This is a genomic window from Nocardioides sp. Leaf285 (genome assembly GCF_001422955.1).
GTDB lineage: Bacteria > Actinomycetota > Actinomycetes > Propionibacteriales > Nocardioidaceae > Nocardioides > Nocardioides kribbensis.
On the sequence record NZ_LMNH01000003.1, the window covers coordinates 1,166,609 to 1,185,269 of the forward strand.

Consider the following 18,661-nt stretch of genomic DNA (forward strand, 5'->3'; position numbering starts at 1 on the left):
CATTCCTCCTGTGTGGCGAGGGCGCGGTCTGCGTCCCTCGTGAAGGGTGACGTGCTTCTCACCCTTTTGGTTGCACGCCGGGCCGGGCAGGTTGGTGACCGTGGCCCGATCGTGACCGTGGGAGGCACGTCCTAGGGTGAGGGAGTGAGCTCCGCCGACACCCCGACCGCCCCGCCGACCGACCCCACCGCCTCCGCCGAGGCCGCCGCCCCCGGTGGGCTCAAGCGCGCGGAGGCGGTCGCCCGCGCCGCGCTGCTCGACGTCGAGTCCTACGACCTGCGCCTCGACCTCGCCTCCGACACCGAGACCTTCGGCTCGGTCACCACCGTGAGGTTCACCTCGCGCGGCGGGACGACCTTCGTCGACCTGAAGCCGGCCTCGCTGCGCTCCGTGCACCTCGACGGGCACCCCGTCGACGTCGACCTCCTGCTACGCGGGCGCCTGCCCCTCGAGACCACCGAGGGTCCCCACGAGCTCGTCGTCGACGCGGTCATGGCCTTCCGCAACGACGGCGAGGGGCTGCACCGCTCGGTGGACCCCGCCGACGGGCGCCACTACGTCTACGGCATGTCCTTCATGGACGCCGCCCCGAGCGTCTTCGCCTGCTTCGACCAGCCCGACCTCAAGGCCCCCTACACGCTGCACGTCACCGCGCCCGAGGACTGGGTCGTGATCGGCAACGCCCCGGCCACCAACCCCGAGCCCGGCGTGTGGGAGCTCGAGACGAGCCAGCCGCTGTCCACCTACTTCGTCACCCTGGTCGCCGGGCCCTACCACCTCGTGCGCGACCAGCACGACGGCATCCCCCTGGGCCTCAGCGCACGGGCCAGCCTGGCCGCCGACCTCGACGCCGACGCCGAGGAGCTGCTGACCATGACCAAGCAGTGCTTCGACGAGTTCCACCGTCTCTTCGGCATCCGCTACCCCTTCGGCGACTACCACCAGGCCTTCGTGCCGGAGTTCAACGCCGGCGCCATGGAGAACCCCGGCTGCGTCACCTTCCGCGACCAGCTCGTCTTCTCCAGCAAGGTGACCCGCGGCCAGCGCATCCAGCGTGCGACGACCGTGGCCCACGAGATGGCCCACCAGTGGTTCGGCAACATCACCACCCCGCTGTGGTGGGACGACCTGTGGCTCAACGAGTCCTTCGCCGAGTACATGGGCAACCGGGTCACCGCCGACGTCACCGAGTACACCGACGCCTGGGTCTACAACTCCTTCTCGCGCCGGCAGTGGGGCCTCCTGGCCGACCAGCGGCCCAGCACCCACCCGGTCGCCGGCAACGGCGAGGAGGACGCCACGGCGGCCCTGCAGAACTTCGACGGGATCTCCTACGCCAAGGGCTCGAGCATCCTCAAGCAGCTCAACGCCACGATGGGCGACGAGGTCTTCCTCGCCGGCGCGGTCGACCACTTCCGCAGCCACTTCTTCGGCAACGCCACCATGCACGACCTCTTCGCGAGCTGGGAGCGCGCCGGAGCCGGCGACCTCTCGGACTTCACCCGCGGCTGGCTGGTCACCGCGGGGCCCGACCGCATCGTGCTCGACCGCTCCGCCGGCGAGCTGGTGCGCACGCCGCCGCCCGGCAGCCCGGCGGACCGGTCGCACACCTTCCGCGTCGCGACCGCCCGGGCGACGGCTCCGTCCGGCGGCACCGCCGGCACCGGCCCGTGGGCGCTGACCCGGGTCACCACCCGGGGCGGGCGCACGCCGTACGAGCCGGAGGCGGGGGCCGCGGTGGTGCTCGACCCCTACGACGACACGTGGGCCGTCGTCGAGCCCGACGGCGAGACGCTGGCGCAGCTGCCCGCGCTGCTCCCCCGCACCGACGACGCGCTGCTGCGGGCCGGGGTGTGGAACGGCGTGCGCAGCGGCTACCACCACGCCACGGTGGCGCCGGGGGCGGTGGTCGACCTCGTCGAGGCCTGGCTGCCGACCGAGGACAGCGACGCGGCCATCGCCTTCACCGTGCCGTGGCTGCTGCGCGACGTGCTGCCGCTGACCACCGACGGCGACGACGCCGCGGCGCGGGTGCACGAGGCGGGGCTGGCCGGGGCGCTCGCCGCTCCCGCTGGCTCGACCCTCCAGCTCGCCGCCTTCCAGGCCGCCGCCGCCACGGCACCCGCCGACCGCCTCCAGCACTGGATCGCCGGCGAGGGACTGCCCGACGGCGTCGAGGTCGACGACGAGCTGCGCTGGCGCCTGCTCGTGCGGCTCGCCGCGCTGGGCGCCACCGACCGGTCCGCTCTCGACCGCTGGCTGGCCCAGGAGCCCACCACCCGCACCCGTGTCGAGCACGCGAGGGCCGTCGCGTCGCTGCCCGAGGCCGCCGCCAAGGAGTTCGCCTGGGAGCGCTTCACCGGTGCGGTCCCCGCCACCAACTACGAGCTCGAGGCCGCCGGCCTCGGGATGTGGCGCCCCGGTCAGGAGCACCTGACCGAGCCCTACGTCGCCCGCTACCTCCAGGCGCTCCCCACCATCGCCGAGGTCCACCAGGGCTGGGTGCTCGGCCAGGTCGTCACCGCCTTCTTCCCCCTGACCTCGCTGCGCGACGAGACCGTCGCGGCGCTGCACGCCGCGGCCGACGCCCCGGGCCTCGACGCCACCGTGCGCCGCCGCGTCGTCGACGCCACCGACGACCTCGAGCACCGCCTGGCCGTCGCCCGGGCCTTCGGCGCATGAGCGGCGCAGCGCGCGGCCTTCCCGGTGCCCGCGCCCGGCGTCCCGGACCCACCGTCCGCACGCGGGTCGAGGAGCACCGAGCCGGCCCTGACGGCGAGGGGCCCGACGAGGTCCGCCGCCACGAGGACCGGCTGGTCACCGAGGAGCCGCTCGAGATCCGGCTCGCCTGGCCCGGCGCCGAGGCCCACCGGGCCTGGGTGACGATGCGGACCCCCGGTCACGACTTCGAGCTCGCGGCGGGGTGGGCCGTGCACGAGGGACTGCCCGGGCCCGCCGGCATCGCGGGCATCGCCTACTGCACCGACGTCGACCTCGCCCCGGAGCAGGAGTTCAACGTCGTGACCCTCACCCTGGCCGAGCCCCCGGCCCGGCCGCCGGGCCACCGCCACGACGCCCTCTCGGCCGGGTCCTCGGCCTGCGGCGTCTGCGGCGCCGACAGCGTCTCGGCGGTGCTCGACATCGCGCGCGGCGCGCGCTGGGAGGGCGCCACGCCGACCGCCGACGTCGTGCGCCGTCTGCCCGACCTGCTGCGCGAGCGGCAGCCGGTCTTCGCCCGCACCGGCGGCATCCACGCCGCCGGGCTCTTCACCGCCGACGGCGAGGCGGTCCTGGTGCGCGAGGACGTCGGTCGCCACAACGCCGTCGACAAGGTCAGCGGCGCCCGGGCGATGGCCGGGGAGCGACCCGGTGGCGCCTGCCTGGTGGTGAGCGGACGTGCCGGCTTCGAGCTGGTGCAGAAGGCGGTCACCGCCGGTTTCGGCTCCCTGGTCTCGGTCGGTGCCCCGACCAGCCTGTCGGCGCAGCTGGCCGCCCAGAGCGGCCTGGAGCTGTGGGGCTTCACCTCGCCGCGGCGTACCGTGCGCTACGTCTGAGCCCTGTCACCGCCGGTCACCGGCGGCCGTCGGCGCATTGTGACGTTGCCCGCTCCGGCGGTGTCTGACCCAAGGGGGTGGGCGGATCCCGGCCCGCGCCTGCCTAGCGTGGAGTCGTCCCTCATCCGCGACACCAGAGGAGCACGACCCCATGAGCACCACCGCCACCCTGTCCGTGCCGACCCCGAGCGCTGCGTTCGAGACCAGCACCGTGGAGCGCCGCGCCGTCGGTGAGCACGACGTGCTGATCGACATCGCCTACAGCGGCATCTGCCACTCCGACATCCACCAGGCCCGCAACGAGTGGGCCGAGGGCATCTTCCCGATGGTCCCGGGCCACGAGATCGCCGGCACCGTGGCCGAGGTCGGCCCGGGCGTCACCAAGTACGCCGTGGGCGACCGTGTCGGCGTCGGCTGCTTCGTTGACTCCTGCCGCGAGTGCGAGAACTGCCGCGCCGGCGAGGAGCAGTACTGCCTCAAGGGCGAGGTGCCGACCTACAACGGCAAGGACTACGACGGCGTCGAGACCTACGGCGGCTACAGCAAGCAGATCGTGGTCCACGAGGACTACACCCTCGGCATCCCCGAGGGCATCGAGCTGGACGTCGCCGCTCCCCTGCTGTGCGCCGGCATCACCACCTACTCCCCCCTGCACCACTGGGGCGCCGGGCCGGGCAAGAAGGTCGCCATCGTCGGCATGGGCGGCCTGGGCCACCTCGGTGTCAAGATCGCCGCGGCCATGGGCGCCGAGGTCACCGTGCTCAGCCAGTCGCTGAAGAAGGAGGAGGACGGCCGCCGTCTCGGCGCCGACCACTACGCCGCGACCTCCGACCCCGAGACCTTCGAGTCCCTCGCCGGCACCTTCGACCTGATCGTCAACACCGTGGCCGCGACGCTGCCGGTCGACAAGTACCTCTCGCTGCTGCGCCTCGACGGCGCGATGGTCAACGTCGGCATCCCCGCCGACGCCGACACCTACCACGCCTTCTCGCTGGCCGGCATGCGTCGCAGCCTGGCCGGCTCCAAGATCGGCGGGATCCGCGAGACCCAGGAGATGCTCGACTTCTGCGCCGAGCACGGCATCGGGGCCGAGGTCGAGGTGCTGGCCCCCGAGCCGGCCGTGATCGACGAGGCCTACGAGCGCGTCGTGGGCAGCGACGTCCGCTACCGCTTCGTCATCGACATGGCGGCCCTCGAGGGCTGAGCGGCGACCTCTCGTCGCCGCCCCCGTGGCGGCGACCGCACGGCCCCGGGACCCCGTCCCGGGGCCGCGCGGCGTGGGTCCCCCGCAGTGTCGGCGGCCCCTCGTAGGTTCTTCCCATGCGCATCCTGCACACCTCCGACTGGCACCTGGGCCGGTCGTTCCACCGCGAGGGGATGCTGACCCACCAGGCGGCCTACGTCGACCACCTGCTGGCGGTCGTCGAGTCCGAGCAGGTCGATCTCGTGGTGCTGGCCGGAGACGTCTACGACCGTGCGCTGCCGCAGGTCGACGCGGTGCGCCTCGCCGACGAGGCGCTCTCCCGGCTGGCCGCGTCGCGGGCCCGGGTGGTGGTCACCAGCGGCAACCACGACTCCGCCCAGCGGCTCGGCTTCAGCGCGCGCCTCATCGACGCCGCCGGCGTGCACCTGCGCACCGACCCCGCCACCGTCGGGCGCCCCGTGCTGCTCGAGGACGAGTACGGTCCGGTGGCCGTCCACGGCCTGCCCTACCTCGACCCCGACGCCGTGCGCGAGCCGTGGGGCCTGACCTCCCGCTCCCACCAGGCGGCCCTGACCGAGGCCGTGCGGCGCGTGCGCGCCGACCTGGCCGGGCGTCCCGGCACCCGGTCGGTCGTGCTCGCGCACGCCTTCGTCGCCGGCGCCGAGCCCAGCGACTCCGAGCGCGACATCAGCGTCGGCGGCGTCTCGCTGGTGCCCACGTCGGTCTTCGACGGCGTCGACTACACCGCGCTCGGACACCTGCACGGCCGTCACACCCTCACCGACGCGGTCCGCTACAGCGGATCGCCCCTGGCGTACTCCTTCTCGGAGGCCACCCACCGCAAGGGGTCCTGGCTGGTCGACCTCGGCGCACCCGCGGCGCCCGGCGAGGGCACGGCGAGGCTGTCGGCGCAGTTCGTCGACGCCCCGGTGCCCCGCCCGCTGGCCCGGTTGCGGGGCGAGCTGGAGACCCTGCTGAGCGACCCGCGACTCGCCGAGCACGAGCAGTCCTGGGTGCAGGTCACCCTCACCGACGCGGGCCGCCCCGCGCAGGCCATGGAGCGGCTGCGGCGCCGCTTCCCCCACACCCTCGTCCTGGGCTTCGACAGCACCCCCGTCACGGTCGGAGCGGTGCCGTCCAGCCGCACCCAGGGCCGCAGCGACCACGACATCGCGCTGGAGTTCATGACCGCGATGAGGGGCGAGGAGGCCTCCCCGGCCGAGCGGGCGCTGCTGCGGCGCGCCGTCGACGCCTGCTGCGACGACCCCGACCTGGATCCGGTGCAGCGCCCCGGCGACCACGGGTCCGACCAGGAGTCCGACCACCGGGCCGACCCGGAGATGCTGCTGGCCGCCTCCGCGGCCGCGGCCGACGGGCGGCTCTTCTGATGCGGCTGCACCACCTCGAGGTCACCGCCTTCGGCCCCTTCGCCGACACCGTCTCCGTCGACTTCGACGAGCTCTCGGCCGCGGGCCTCTTCCTGCTCACCGGCCCCACCGGCGCCGGCAAGACGAGCGTGCTCGACGCCGTGTGCTTCGCGCTCTACGGCGACGTGCCCGGCGACCGCAACGCCGCGCGCCGACTGCGCTCCGACCACGCCGCCGAGGGCGTGGCGCCCCGCGTCGAGCTGGAGGCCACGCTCTCCGGACGCCGCTTCCGGATCACCCGCTCCCCGCAGTGGGAACGGCCCAAGCGGCGCGGCACCGGCATGACCACGCAGCAGGCCAGCGTCGTGGTCGCCGAGCGGGTCGGTGGTCAGTGGACGACCCTGTCGACCCGGCTCGACGAGACCGGCCAGCTCGTGACCGGCCTGGTCGGCATGAACGTCGCCCAGTTCACCCAGGTCGCCATGCTCCCGCAGGGCCGCTTCCAGGCTTTCCTCCGCGCCCGCTCCGAGGAGCGCCACCGGCTCCTGCAGCAGCTCTTCCGCACCGGCCGCTTCGAGGACGTCGAGCGTTGGCTGCGCGAGCACCGCACCGCGCTGCGCCGCGACTCCGAGTCGCGCCGCGAGGGCGTCGCCGACCTGGTCAGTCGGGTCAGCGAGGCCGCTGACGCCGCGCTGCCGGGCCTCGCACCTGGAGCCGCCGATGCAGACGCCCCGCCTGACGCCGCGCCCGGCGCAGCCCCGGGCGCTGTCACCGGGTCCGGCGCCGCCAGGACCGCCGACACGACCGTCGACACGGTGCCGGGCCTCGACCTGCTGGCGGCCGACGGCACCCTGCTGGCGTGGGGTCGCGACCTGCGCGCGCTGGCGACCTCGTCGCTGGCGGCGACCACCGAGGCCGTGGCCGCGGCCGCGCTCGGCGAGCGCGAGACCCGGGAGGCGCTCGAGCGCGCCCGGCTCGGGGCCGAGCGGGACCGTCGCCGCCGCGTCGCCGAGTCCGAGCACCGCCGACTGGTCGCCGAGGAGCCGGCGCAGCAGCGACGCAGGGTGCGGCTCGCCGAGGCCCGGCGGGCCGCGGCCGTGGCGCCCCTCCACCGCTGGGCCGAGGAGAGCGCCCTGGCGGCGGACGGCGCGGAGCGGCGGGCAGCAGCGGCCCTCGGCGCGCTGTCCGACGGTGACCGGCGCGGGCTGTCCGACGAGACGTCCACCCCGTGCACCGGTGCGTCCACCGGACCGTCCGCCGACGACCTGGCGCAGCGCGAGGCCGCGGCGGTCGACGCTGCGGCACGTGTCACCGCGCTGGTGCCGCGCGAGGAGCGCCTCGTCTCGGCGCGCCGCCTCGAGGAGCGGACCGGTGCCGCGCTGGAGTGTCTGCGAGCCGACCTCGCCCGTGACGCCGAGCAGGCCGCAGCGCTCCCGGCCCTCCTGGCCGCGACGCGCGAGCGTCTCGACGCGGCCCGCGCCGCCACCGCCCTCCTCGGCGTCGTCCGGGCCGACCTCGACCAGACCACCGCACGGCTCGAGGCCGCCCTCGAGGCCGCCCGCCTGGAGACGTCGGCCGCCCAGGCCCATGAGGTGTGGCTGGAGGCGCGCGAGTCCACCGGCCAGGCCCACGAGCACCTGCTCTCCGTGCGCGAGGCCCGCATCGAGGCCATGGCCGCCGAGCTCGCCGGCGCCCTGGCCGTCGGCGGCTGCTGCCCCGTCTGCGGCTCCGCCGAGCACCCGGCCAAGGCCGTCGCCGCCCCCGGCTCGGCCGATGCGGCGGCGGAGAAGGAGGCACAGCGCGCGCTCGACGACGCCAAGGCCGACGAGCACGTGCGCGAGTCGCACCTGCGTGACCTGAGGACGCGCCACGCCCTCGCCCGCGAGCGGTCGGGCGGGGAGGCCCTCGAGGCGCTCGAGTCCCGCGCCGCCGCGTTGCGCGAGCAGGCCACGACCGCCGCGGCGGCCGCAGCGGAGGTCGAGGCCCTCCAGACCGAGGAGCGTCGCCTCGAGCAGCGGCGTGGCGACCTCGCCGACCGCCTCCAGGCGGCGCACGCCGCGGTGGCCGACCACGAGGCCACGGCCCGCGCGGTGACCGCCGAGATCGCCGAGATCCGCTCCGAGATCGCCGCCGTGCTCGAGCGCGTCGGTCGCCGCGACGTCGGCAACGACGGCAACGACGGCGACGACAACGACGGCGACGACGACGGCGAGCCCGGCGACCTGGGCTCGCTGCTGGCCTCGTTGCGCGGCGAGGCCGAGCGCCTCCGCGAGGCACGGACGGCGCTCGAGGACCTCGAGCGGGGGCGCGACGCTGTCGCCGACGCCCGGACGCGTCTGGCCGAGACCGCGGCCGAGGCCGGTTTCGCCGACCCGGGCGCCGCTCTGGCGGCGGTGCTGGAGGAGCCCGAGGTGGAGCGGCTGGCCGATGCCGTCGACGCCCACGACCGGGCGCTGACCCGGGTCGAGGACGAGCTGCGCGACGTGGGTCCCCGTGACGGCGCCGACACCGACCCCGCCGCCGCGCAGAGCGCCTGGGAGGCCGCGGAGGCCGAGCTCCAGTCGGCGCGCGCGGTGGCCGCCACCTGGACCACGCGCTGCGGTCGGCTCACCGACCTGGTGCGAGAGCTGGAGCGTGCCCTCGAGCAGTGGGCGCCGGTGCGCGAGCGGCTGGAGCTGGCGACGGGGCTGTCCACGTTCGTCGAGGGCAAGGCCGCCGACAACGCCCTGCAGATGCGGCTGTCCGCCTACGTCCTCGCCTACCGGCTCTCCCAGGTGGTGGCCGCGGCCAACGAGCGGTTGGCCCGGATGTCGGACGCTCGCTACGCCCTGGAGCACTCCGGGCGCCGCGGCGCCGGTGAGACCCGCGGCGGGCTCAGCCTGCTCGTGCGCGACGACTGGTCCGGGGAGTCGCGCGACCCCGCGACACTGTCGGGCGGGGAGACCTTCGTGGTCTCCCTCGCCCTGGCCCTGGGCCTGGCCGACGTCATCACGCAGGAGACCGGCGGCGCCGACCTCGACACCCTCTTCGTCGACGAGGGCTTCGGGTCGCTCGACGCCGACACCCTCGACGACGTCATGGACGTGCTCGACTCGCTGCGCGACGGGGGACGCGTCGTGGGCGTCGTGAGCCACGTCGGCGAGATGCGCGACCGCATCACGGCCCGCCTCCAGGTGAGCAAGGGACGGTCGGGGTCGACGCTGGCCGTCAGCCGCTGACCGGTCCGTCGCGGCCGCGGCGTCGGTCGCGGCCGACCTGACCGTGGCGGCCGCCCCGGTCGCCGGCGGCCCGGCGCGGCCCCGGGGACGACGCGTCCCGGCTCAGAGCATCTGGGTCCACGCGCTGAGGTCGAGACCCCAGTCGTCACGCAACCGGGGCAGCTGCGGGCCGTACATCACCCGCAGCGAGTCGCTCAGGCCCTCGGGCCAGTCCCACTCGACCCGGCTCGAGGAGGTCGACTCGCGCTCGACCTGCGCCAGCGGCACGGGCTCCACGCCGAGGGCCCGCCACACCGCGTCGACGGCGGGCTGGGGGTCGCGTCGCACCTGCTCGTAGACCATCACCGTGAGTCGCTCGCGCCCGATCGCGGCGGCCCAGGTGTCGAGCTGGTCGGCGTAGAAGCCGCTGAAGGTCTGCATCGTGATCTGCAGCGGGTAGGGCCACGACTTGCCGCGTGTGCCGGCCCACCGCATGGCGCTGCGGAAGCGCTCGATGGGGTCGCGCAGCAGCACCAGCACCGGCACCTCCGGGGCGAGGTGGGCCGCGGCGTAGGCCGGCAGCGAGGCGTGGCGCAGGTACTGCGGGGTGAACTCACCGCGACGCAGGCCGTCGGCGGGGAAGAGGTCGGCGTACTCCTGGGCCGGCACCAGGCCGTCGGCGACGCGGTGGAAGAGCTGCTGCTCCTTCTTGCCGTTGGTGCCGAGACCCACCTCCGGATGCTGGGTCAGCAGCTCGGTGAACCAGGTGGTGCCCGAGCGCTGGGCACCCAGCCCGAGCCAGGCGGGGCCGGTCGGCGGCGCGGGGCGGCGACGACCCGGCAGCCAGCGGGAGACGGGGCGCTGTTCCATGGCGCTCACCCTACTGACGGGCGGCGCCCACGGGCCGCGTCGGCTAGGTTCGGCGCCATGAGTGCCGCGCGACCCGACCAGGCCAGGCTCGATCCGACGTTCCTGGCGCTGCCCTTCCGGTCGCTGGGCGAGACCGCCCTCGCGCGGGCCGCCGAGCTGGGGGCCACGCACGCCGACTTCCGCTTCGAGCGGGTGCGCTACCAGTCGCTCGCGGTGCGCGACGGGGTGCTCCAGGACGCCAGCGACAGCGAGGACCTCGGCTTCGCCGTGCGGGTGGTGCACCGCGGGTCCTGGGGCTTCGCCTCCGGCGTGGTGCTGACCCCCGAGGAGGCCCGCCGCGTGGCGGAGACCGCGGTCGGGGTGGCCGAGGTCGCCGCGAGCATGACCGCGGAGCCGGTGGTGCTGGCGCCCGAGCCGGTGCACGACGACGTCACCTGGGTCTCCTCCTACGCCGTCAACCCGCTCGACGTGCCGGTGGCCGACAAGGCCGCGCTGCTCATCGGCTGGACCGACCGGCTGCGCCGCTCCCCCGCCGTCGAGCACGCCTCCGCGCACCTGGCCCAGGTGCAGGAGAACAAGTACTACGCCGACCTCGCCGGCACCCGCACCACCCAGCAGCGGGTCAGGATGATGCCCGGCTTCGAGGCCATGGGCTCCTCGGCCGACACGTTCGACTCCATGGCGAGCATCGCCCCGCCGGTGGGCCGCGGCTGGGAGTACTGCACCGAGGGCCCCTGGGACGGCGGCTGGGACTGGGACTCCGAGCTCGCCGAGGTGCCCGAGCTGCTGGCCGAGAAGCTCGCCGCGCCGGGCGTCGAGCCCGGCGTGCACGACCTGGTCGTCCACCCCTCCAACCTCTGGCTCACCATCCACGAGTCCATCGGCCACGCCACCGAGCTCGACCGTGCGCTGGGCTACGAGGCCAACTACGCCGGCACCTCCTTCGCCACCCCCGACCTGCTGGGCACGCTGCGCTACGGCTCCCCGGTCATGCACGTCACCGGCGACCGCACCGTCGAGCACGGTCTGGCCACCACCGGGTGGGACGACGAGGGGGTGGAGACCCAGGAGTGGGACATCGTGCGCGACGGGGTGCTCGTCGGCTACCAGCTCGACCGGCCGATGGGGCCGATGCTGCCCGAGCTGAACGGCGGACGCTCCAACGGGTGCGCCTACGCCGACTCCCCCGGGCACATCCCCGTCCAGCGCATGGCCAACGTGTCGCTGCAGCCCGACCCCGAGGGGCCGACGACCGAGGAGCTGATCGGTCGCGTCGAGCGCGGCCTCTACGTCGTCGGCGACAAGTCGTGGTCGATCGACATGCAGCGGTTCAACTTCCAGTTCACCGGCCAGCGCTTCTACCGCATCGTCGACGGCGAGCTCGCGGGTCAGGTCCGCGACGCGGCCTACCAGGCCACGACGACCGACTTCTGGGGGTCGATGGAGGCCGTCGGCGGCCCCGACACCTGGGTGCTCGGCGGCGCCTTCAACTGCGGCAAGGCCCAGCCCGGACAGGTCGCGGCCGTGAGCCACGGCTGCCCCACCGCCCTCTTCCGGGGCGTGCGCATCCTCAACACCACCGACGAGGCGGGTCACTGATGTCGAGCACCTCCCCCACTCCCCAGCAGCTCGTCGAGCACGCCCTGGCCCTGTCGGAGGCCGACGACTGCGTCGTGGTCGTCACCGACGCGACCAGCGCCAACCTGCGCTGGGCCACCAACACGCTGACGACCAACGGCGTCATGCACCGCATCTCGGCCACCGTGGTGTCCTTCGCCCGCACCGCCGACGGCGTGGCCGCCGCCCCCGTCTCGGGCAGCGCCGGATCGCTGGGGCAGGTGGCGGCGCTCGTGGCCGCCGCCGACGCCGCCGCGCGGCTGGCCTCGCCCGCCGAGGACGCCGCCGACCTGGTCGCCGAGCGGGTGTCCCCCGACTGGGACGAGGCGCCCGTGCCGACCGACATCGGTGTCTACCGGCTCTTCGCCCCGGCGCTCGGGGAGGCCTTCGCGCGAGCGCGCGCCGAGGACCGCCTGCTCTACGGGTTCGTCAACCACGAGATGACCACCACCTACCTCGGCTCGTCGACCGGGCTCCGGCTGCGCCACGTGCAGCCGACCGGGCACTACGGCTGCACCGGCAAGCCGACCGACCTCTCGCAGAGCGCCTGGGTCGGCGGCGCCACCCGCGACTTCACCGAGGTCGACGCCCTGGAGATGGACGCGACCCTCGCCCGCCGTCTGGGCTGGGGCGCGCGGCGCGTCGACCTCCCCGCCGGGCGCTACGACACGATCCTGCCCCCCGGCTCGGTGGCCGACCTCATGATCGACGCCTACTGGTCGGCCGGTGCACGCGTCGCCCACGAGGGCCAGTCGGTCTACAGCCGCCGCGGCGGCGGCACCCGGATCGGCGAGCAGGTGGCCGCGCGGGGCGTGCGGCTGTTCTCCGACCCGGCCCACCCCTCGCTGCCGTGCTCCCCCTTCGAGGTGGCGACCTCCTCGGGCAACGAGTCGTCGGTCTTCGACAACGGCCTGCCGCTGGGACGCACCGACTGGATCCGCGACGGGGAGCTGGTCTCGCTGCTCCAGACGCGTCACTCCGCGGCCATGACCGGGCAGCCGGTCACCCCGGGCATCGACAACCTGGTGCTGGAGGTCGACGGCGCGACCGGCAGCGTCGAGGACCTCGTCGCCGGCACCGAGCGCGGCCTGCTGCTGACGTGTCTGTGGTACATCCGCGAGGTCGACGCCCAGTCGCTGCTGCTCACCGGGCTGACCCGCGACGGCGTCTACCTCGTCGAGGGCGGCGAGATCACCGGGGTGGTCAACAACTTCCGCTTCAACGAGAGCCCGGTGGACCTGCTCGGCCGCTTCAGCCACGCCTCCGCGACCGTGCCCAGCTTCAGCCGGGAGTGGGGCGACGACTACTTCAGCCGCACCGCCACCCCGGCCCTGCGCGTGCCCGACTTCAACATGTCCAGCGTCTCCCAGGCCCTGTGACCGCTCGCGCTCAGGCGAGCGCGCGCGCCTGCTTGCGCAGCCGTGAGCGCGTGCGCGGCCAGGCGTCGAGGAAGGCCGTCTCGAGCTCCTCGGCCCGCGCCTGCTCGCGGGCGTGCAGCACGCCGTAGGTGAACGCGCTCTCCCCCGCCGCCGTGGCGGCGCGCGCGAGGTCGAGCAGGTGCCGCCGGGTGATCTCGGTGTCCTGACGCTCGCCGAGCCGCTGCGTGATCGCCTTGGCGGTCCTCGTCAGTCGCCTGGCCCGCTTGCCCCACGCCGGCTCGAGCACCTCGGCGGCGTAGCGCAGTCGCTTCGCGGCCTTGCGGGCGTCGTGCCAGGCCTCCTCCACCTCGCGGCGCACCTCGACGCCCGCGGGGTCGTCGTCGGACCGCGCCAGCCGGTCGAGACCGTCCACGACGCGCTCGACCGCCTTCTCCACCCGGGCGACGTCGCGGTCGACCCGCGGCACCGCGACCTTCCGGGCGGGCAGCTGGGCCCCCTCGGCCAGGGGCGGGCGCACCGCCAGCTCCTGCAGCACCGGCCACAGCGCCCGGCAGCGCGGCGAGTCGAGCACCGCGACGACGTCGGCGCGGCGGCTGGCGCCGTAGGCGGAGCGCAGCCGGCTGCGCACCGGGCCGACGACCTGCTCGGCCGGCAGGTCGACCACCCGCTGGCGCAGCAGGTCGTGGACCACCTCCGCGTCGCGCGCGCCGCCGAGCTCGCCGGCCAGCCACCGCAGCTCCGCGCGCACCGGCTCGGTGACCTCGCGGTCCAGCAGCGGGCGGTAGGTCGCGAGCGCCGACCGGATCCGGCGACACGCCACACGCGCCTGGTGCACGCCTCGGTCGCCGCCGCGGCGGATCTCGGTCTCGCGGCGCAGCAGCTCCTCGACCTGCTGCTGCAGGCGGAGCTCGACCAGCCGTCCGGCGGGCTTCCCCCGGCCGGGGCGTCCCGGCGCCGTGGCGGCACGGGCGAGGGCCTCACCGAGCACCACCTCGATCTTGCGCGACACCGCCGCGACCTCGACGCCCAGCTCGGCGAGGTGCTCGTCGGCCGCCTCGAGGAGGTCGGTGCCGGCCGTGACCAGCTCCAGCTCCCACTCCCGCCACACTGTCACCGCCCCGGGTGACGTCTCGCCGGCCAGGCCCGGGCCGGGCGATCCCGTGACCTCGTCGTCGACCAGCTCGGCCAGCACCGCACCGTCGGCGTCGAGCAGCTCCTGGGTCGTACGCCGGGTCAGCACGGTGGCGACCACCACGAGCGGCGCCTCGCCCACGCGCGCCGCCACCAGCGTCCGCAGCTGCTGGGGCGGCGTCGTGCCCGTCGTGAGGGGACGCCGCAGCTCGTCGCGCCCCTCGCCGACCGGCAGCTTGAGGTGCCAGCCCGCGTCGGTCCCGCCCATGCGCCGACGCAGCGAGATGCCCGCCCGCACCAGGCGCAGGTCGGGGGTGTCCACGTAGGCCGCCTCGAGGTCGGTGACGACGGGCGGCCCCACCTGCGCCACCCCGGGGAGCTCGGTCAGGTCGGGCACCGGAGCCTGCGGCGGAGGGGTGTAGGTGCGCTCGATCTCGTGGTGGGCCATGTGCCAGGTCTACCGCACGCGTGGGTGCTCCAGGGCCTACAGTTCCTCCGGCCGCTCGGCGGGAGCGGCCGGGAAAGGAACCATGAGGACCACCCAGGGCCGCCGTCGCGCGGCCGTCGTCTCCACCCTCGCCGGCCTGCTCGGCGCCACCCTCCTCGGCCCGGCGGTCGCGCCCGCCCAGGCCCGCGACGTCGCGGCTCCCCTCGCAGCCGACGACACGGCATCGGTGTACTTCGGTCAGACCGTGTCGGTCCCGGTGCTGCGCAACGACGTCGACCCGCAGGGCGAGACCTTGGCGGTGTGTCGCGCCAGCGAGGCGGTGGGCGCGCTGAACGGGCTCGACATCGACACCTCCGTCGTCGACGGCCGCCTGGTCGTCGCCGTCCACGGCGGGTTCGACGGCCGCCCCGTCGACGTCACGCTGACCTACCAGGCCTGCAACAGCGAGAGGCTCAGCGCCCCGGCCACGGTCACCCTCACCGTGCAGGACCCCGAGCGCCTGGTGGTCGAGAAGCTGGACCGTCCGGGACGGGTGCGTTTCACCAACCCCAACGACCTGCGCGTCGTGGTCCTCTACGGCGACCCGCGCCGAGCGCGTCCCGAGGGCCGGCTGCGCCTCGGGGCCGGTGAGTCGGGCGTCGTGCGCACCCGCGCGACGCGACTGCACTACGTCGCGATCTCGCCGCGCCAGTTCCTTCTCGTCGACCAGGGTCTGGTGCGCGGCATCGAGCAGCGCACCACGGCGAGCGGGCCCACCGGCCCCGGCGGCGTGATGGTCCCCCAGCGCGCGCAGCGGCTGTGGAGCGCCACCCGCTGAGCCGGCCACCGGCCCAGGTCACGAGGCCCGGACCCCCGCGGGGGTCCGGGCCTCGTGCCGTCCTCGGATCGTCCTCGGATCGTCCTCGGATCGTCCTCACAGGCCCGCACGCGCGGGCGGGGCTCACTCGGCGAAGGCCTCCAGCGGCGGGCAGGAGCAATGCAGGTTGCGGTCGCCGTAGGCCTGGTCGATCCGGCCGACCGGCGGCCAGTACTTGTCGGCGGCGGTGTGCGCCCCGGCCGGGAAGACCGCCAGCTCGCGGGAGTAGGGACGGTCCCACTCCCCACCCAGCACCCGGGCGGTGTGGGGCGCCCCGCGCAGCGGGGACTCCTCGGGCGTCCACTCCCCCGCGGCGACGCGGTCGATCTCGCCGCGGATGGCGATCATCGCGTCGCAGAAGCGGTCGATCTCGGCGAGGTCCTCGGACTCGGTGGGCTCGACCATGAGGGTGCCGGCGACCGGGAACGACATGGTCGGGGCGTGGAAGCCGTAGTCGACCAGCCGCTTGGCCACGTCGTCGACGGTGACGCCGGTGTCCTTGGTGAGCCCGCGCACGTCGAGGATGCACTCGTGGGCGACCAGGTCGCCGTGACCGCGGTAGAGCACCGGGAAGTGCTCGCCGAGCCGCGCGGCGACGTAGTTGGCCGACAGCACCGCCGAGGCCGTGGCCCGGGTCAGGCCCTCGGGGCCCATCATCCGCACGTAGGCCCACGAGATCGGCAGGATCCCGGCCGAGCCGTACGGCGCGGCGCTGATGGGGCCGATCCCCTCGCGCTTGGCCGCCTCGGGGTGCATCGCGTGGGAGGGCAGGTACGGCGCGAGGTGAGCGCGCACGCCCACCGGACCGACGCCGGGCCCGCCGCCGCCGTGGGGGATGCAGAAGGTCTTGTGCAGGTTGAGGTGCGAGACGTCGCCGCCGAACTCGCCCGGCTTGGCGTAGCCCAGGAGCGCGTTGAGGTTGGCGCCGTCGACGTAGACCTGTCCGCCGTGGGCGTGCACGATCTCGCAGAGCTCGCCGATGGTGTCCTCGTAGGCCCCGTGGGTCGAGGGGTAGGTGACCATGATCGCCGCGAGGTCCTCGGCGTGCTTCGCGCAGGCCGCACGCAGGTCGTCGAGGTCGACACCCCCGTCGTCGGCGGCCTTGACCACGACCACCTTCATGCCGGCCATCACCGCGGAGGCGGCGTTGGTGCCGTGGGCCGAGCTGGGGATCAGGCACACGTCGCGCACCGGTGCGCCCTCGGCGGCGCGGGCGCGGTGGTAGCCCCGGATCGCCAGCAGCCCGGCCAGCTCGCCCTGCGAGCCGGCGTTGGGCTGGATGGAGACGCGGTCGTAGCCGGTGACCTCGGCCAGCCACCCCTCCAGCTGCTCGACCATGCGCCGGTAGCCCTCGGCGTCCCCCGCGGGCGCGAACGGGTGGAGGTCGGCGAAGCCGGGCAGCGAGACCGGCTCCATCTCGGTGGTCGCGTTGAGCTTCATGGTGCAGGAGCCCAGCGGGATCATGCCGCGGTCGAGGGCGTAGTCGCGCGCGGAGAGCCGGCGCAGGTAGCGCAGCATCTGGGTCTCGCTGCGGTGGGTGCGGAAGACCTCGTGGGTGAGGTAGTCGCTCGTGCGGCGCAGCGCCTCGGGCAGGGCGTCGCCCGTGGTGGCGTCGAGCGCGTCGAGGTCGGCGCTGACGCCGAAGGCGTCGAGCACGCGGTCGATCGTGGCCCGGGTCGTGCACTCGGAGGTGGAGACGCCCACCGTGTCCTCGTCGACCAGGCGCAGCTGCAGGCCGAGCTCGCGGGCGGCGTGCACGACCTGGGCGGCGCGGCCGGGCGCCGCGACGGTGAGGGTGTCGAAGAAGTCGGCGGTGAGCACGTCGACGCCGCCGTCGGCCAGCGCACGCGCGAGGACCGCGGCGTAGCGGTGGGTGCGGGTCGCGATCGCCCGCAGGCCGTCGGGGCCGTGGTAGACGGCGTACATCGAGGCCACCACGGCCAGCAGCACCTGGGCGGTGCAGATGTTGGAGGTGGCCTTGTCACGACGGATGTGCTGCTCACGGGTCTGCAGCGCCAGGCGGTAGGCCGGGCGGCCCTCCGCGTCGACCGACACCCCGACGAGGCGACCGGGCAGGTGGCGCTCGAGTCCGGGTGCCACCGACATGTAGCCGGCGTGGGGGCCGCCGTAGAACAGCGGCACACCGAAGCGCTGGGAGGACCCGACGACCACGTCGGCGCCCATCGAGCCCGGGGACTCCAGCACGGTGAGCGCCAGCAGGTCGGCGGCGACGACGGCCAGGCCGCCACGGGCGTGCACGGCCTCGACGAGCGGGCGCGGGTCGCGCACGCGCCCCGACGCGCCGGGGTACTGCACCAGGACGCCGGAGACCGGTTCCTCACCACCGGGCAGGCCGTGGTCGAGGTCGGCGACGACCACCTCGATGCCCATCGCCTCGGCGCGGGTGCGCACCACGTCGACGGTCTGCGGCAGCGCGTCGGCGTCGACCACGAACGGCCCCGAGGCCTTGCGGTTGCCCCGGCGCACCAGGGTCATCGCCTCGGCCGCCGCGGTGCCCTCGTCGAGGAGGCTGGCGTTGGCGGTGGGCAGGCCGGTCAGGTCGCCGATGACGGTCTGGAAGTTGAGCAGCGCCTCGAGGCGGCCCTGGGAGATCTCGGGCTGGTAGGGCGTGTAGGCGGTGTACCAGCTGGGGTCCTCCAGCACGTTGCGCCGGATGACGGCCGGGGTCAGCGTGGCGTGGTAGCCCAGGCCGATCATCGACTCCCCCGGGCGGTTGGCGCCGGCCAGCTCGCGCAGCTCGCGCGCGGCGACGTCCTCACCCACCGCCGCCGGCAGGTCGAGCGACTCCGGGGTGCGGATGCCCCCCGGCACGGCGGCGTCCATGAGGGCGCCGAGCGAGTCGAAGCCGAGCCGCTCGAGCATCGTGGTGACGTCGGCGGGGCTCAGGCCGATGTGACGGTCGACGAACGGCAGGGCCGCGTCGAGCTCGGCGAGGGTGGGGTGGTCTGACACGTGGCGGCTCCTCGGGGCGTGGTCGTCCGGGTGCCTCCCCCTCTGTCGGGGCGTCGTCGCGCCTC

General features: G+C 74.9%; 11 protein-coding genes. 8 read left to right on the forward strand and 3 right to left on the reverse strand.

Annotated features, from left to right (window positions below):
- The first annotated feature begins 144 nt into the window (after window positions 1-144).
- The 5 genes from pepN (at window position 145) to ASF47_RS13865 (ending at window position 9,343) form a co-directional block, all read left to right on the forward strand.
- The gene (gene pepN, locus ASF47_RS13845; protein ID WP_082500293.1) at window positions 145-2,682 is read left to right on the forward strand and encodes an aminopeptidase N; all 2,538 of its coding nucleotides are present in this window, start codon (window positions 145-147) and stop codon (window positions 2,680-2,682) included.
- Window positions 2,679-3,554: a formate dehydrogenase accessory sulfurtransferase FdhD gene (locus ASF47_RS13850; RefSeq protein WP_056864471.1), complete on the forward strand. Its 876-nt coding sequence runs from the start codon at window positions 2,679-2,681 to the stop codon at window positions 3,552-3,554. Before pepN ends, ASF47_RS13850 begins: the two co-directional genes overlap by 4 nt.
- Before the next feature lie 151 nt (window positions 3,555-3,705).
- Window positions 3,706-4,758, forward strand: a complete 1,053-nt coding sequence (locus ASF47_RS13855; RefSeq protein ID WP_056864472.1) for an NAD(P)-dependent alcohol dehydrogenase — start codon at window positions 3,706-3,708, stop codon at window positions 4,756-4,758.
- A 116-nt stretch (window positions 4,759-4,874) separates the two neighbouring features.
- Window positions 4,875-6,146: an exonuclease SbcCD subunit D gene (locus tag ASF47_RS13860; protein WP_082500294.1), complete on the forward strand. Its 1,272-nt coding sequence runs from the start codon at window positions 4,875-4,877 to the stop codon at window positions 6,144-6,146.
- Window positions 6,146-9,343 carry an AAA family ATPase gene (locus ASF47_RS13865; RefSeq protein ID WP_056864473.1) on the forward strand — a complete coding sequence of 1,066 codons (3,198 nt, stop codon included), beginning with the start codon at window positions 6,146-6,148 and terminating at the stop codon, window positions 9,341-9,343. The genes ASF47_RS13860 and ASF47_RS13865 overlap by 1 nt, the downstream gene beginning before the upstream one ends.
- A gap of 102 nt (window positions 9,344-9,445) precedes the next feature.
- Here the strand turns inward: ASF47_RS13865 and ASF47_RS13870 are convergent, their stop codons facing one another.
- The gene (locus ASF47_RS13870) at window positions 9,446-10,192 is read right to left on the reverse strand and encodes a sulfotransferase family protein (protein WP_056864474.1); all 747 of its coding nucleotides are present in this window, start codon (window positions 10,190-10,192) and stop codon (window positions 9,446-9,448) included.
- 57 nt (window positions 10,193-10,249) lie between these two features.
- Here ASF47_RS13870 and ASF47_RS13875 point away from each other — a divergent pair, with 57 nt between their 5' ends.
- Window positions 10,250-11,791 carry a TldD/PmbA family protein gene (locus ASF47_RS13875; protein WP_056864475.1) on the forward strand — a complete coding sequence of 514 codons (1,542 nt, stop codon included), beginning with the start codon at window positions 10,250-10,252 and terminating at the stop codon, window positions 11,789-11,791.
- A complete protein-coding gene (locus tag ASF47_RS13880; protein ID WP_056864476.1) occupies window positions 11,791-13,188 on the forward strand; it encodes a metallopeptidase TldD-related protein in 1,398 nt (465 codons plus the stop codon). Before ASF47_RS13875 ends, ASF47_RS13880 begins: the two co-directional genes overlap by 1 nt.
- Window positions 13,189-13,198: 10 nt before the next feature.
- Here the strand turns inward: ASF47_RS13880 and ASF47_RS13885 are convergent, their stop codons facing one another.
- Window positions 13,199-14,767: a CYTH and CHAD domain-containing protein gene (locus tag ASF47_RS13885; protein ID WP_056864477.1), complete on the reverse strand. Its 1,569-nt coding sequence runs from the start codon at window positions 14,765-14,767 to the stop codon at window positions 13,199-13,201.
- Window positions 14,768-14,849: 82 nt separating this feature from the next.
- Between ASF47_RS13885 and ASF47_RS13890 the strand changes: the two genes are divergently transcribed.
- A complete protein-coding gene (locus ASF47_RS13890) occupies window positions 14,850-15,584 on the forward strand; it encodes an Ig-like domain-containing protein (RefSeq protein ID WP_056864478.1) in 735 nt (244 codons plus the stop codon).
- A gap of 123 nt (window positions 15,585-15,707) precedes the next feature.
- Here the strand turns inward: ASF47_RS13890 and gcvP are convergent, their stop codons facing one another.
- Window positions 15,708-18,596 carry an aminomethyl-transferring glycine dehydrogenase gene (gene gcvP / locus ASF47_RS13895; RefSeq protein ID WP_056864479.1) on the reverse strand — a complete coding sequence of 963 codons (2,889 nt, stop codon included), beginning with the start codon at window positions 18,594-18,596 and terminating at the stop codon, window positions 15,708-15,710.
- Window positions 18,597-18,661: the final 65 nt, after the last annotated feature.

Coding starts and splice junctions, on each gene's coding strand:
- ASF47_RS13860 (WP_082500294.1), top strand. CDS start 4,875: ATGCGCATCCTGCACACCTCCGACTGGCACCTGGGCCGGTCGTTCCAC.
- ASF47_RS13885 (WP_056864477.1), bottom strand. CDS start 14,767: ATGGCCCACCACGAGATCGAGCGCACCTACACCCCTCCGCCGCAGGCT.
- ASF47_RS13875 (WP_056864475.1), top strand. CDS start 10,250: ATGAGTGCCGCGCGACCCGACCAGGCCAGGCTCGATCCGACGTTCCTG.
- ASF47_RS13870 (WP_056864474.1), bottom strand. CDS start 10,192: ATGGAACAGCGCCCCGTCTCCCGCTGGCTGCCGGGTCGTCGCCGCCCC.
- ASF47_RS13865 (WP_056864473.1), top strand. CDS start 6,146: ATGCGGCTGCACCACCTCGAGGTCACCGCCTTCGGCCCCTTCGCCGAC.
- ASF47_RS13890 (WP_056864478.1), top strand. CDS start 14,850: ATGAGGACCACCCAGGGCCGCCGTCGCGCGGCCGTCGTCTCCACCCTC.
- ASF47_RS13880 (WP_056864476.1), top strand. CDS start 11,791: ATGTCGAGCACCTCCCCCACTCCCCAGCAGCTCGTCGAGCACGCCCTG.
- ASF47_RS13850 (WP_056864471.1), top strand. CDS start 2,679: ATGAGCGGCGCAGCGCGCGGCCTTCCCGGTGCCCGCGCCCGGCGTCCC.
- ASF47_RS13855 (WP_056864472.1), top strand. CDS start 3,706: ATGAGCACCACCGCCACCCTGTCCGTGCCGACCCCGAGCGCTGCGTTC.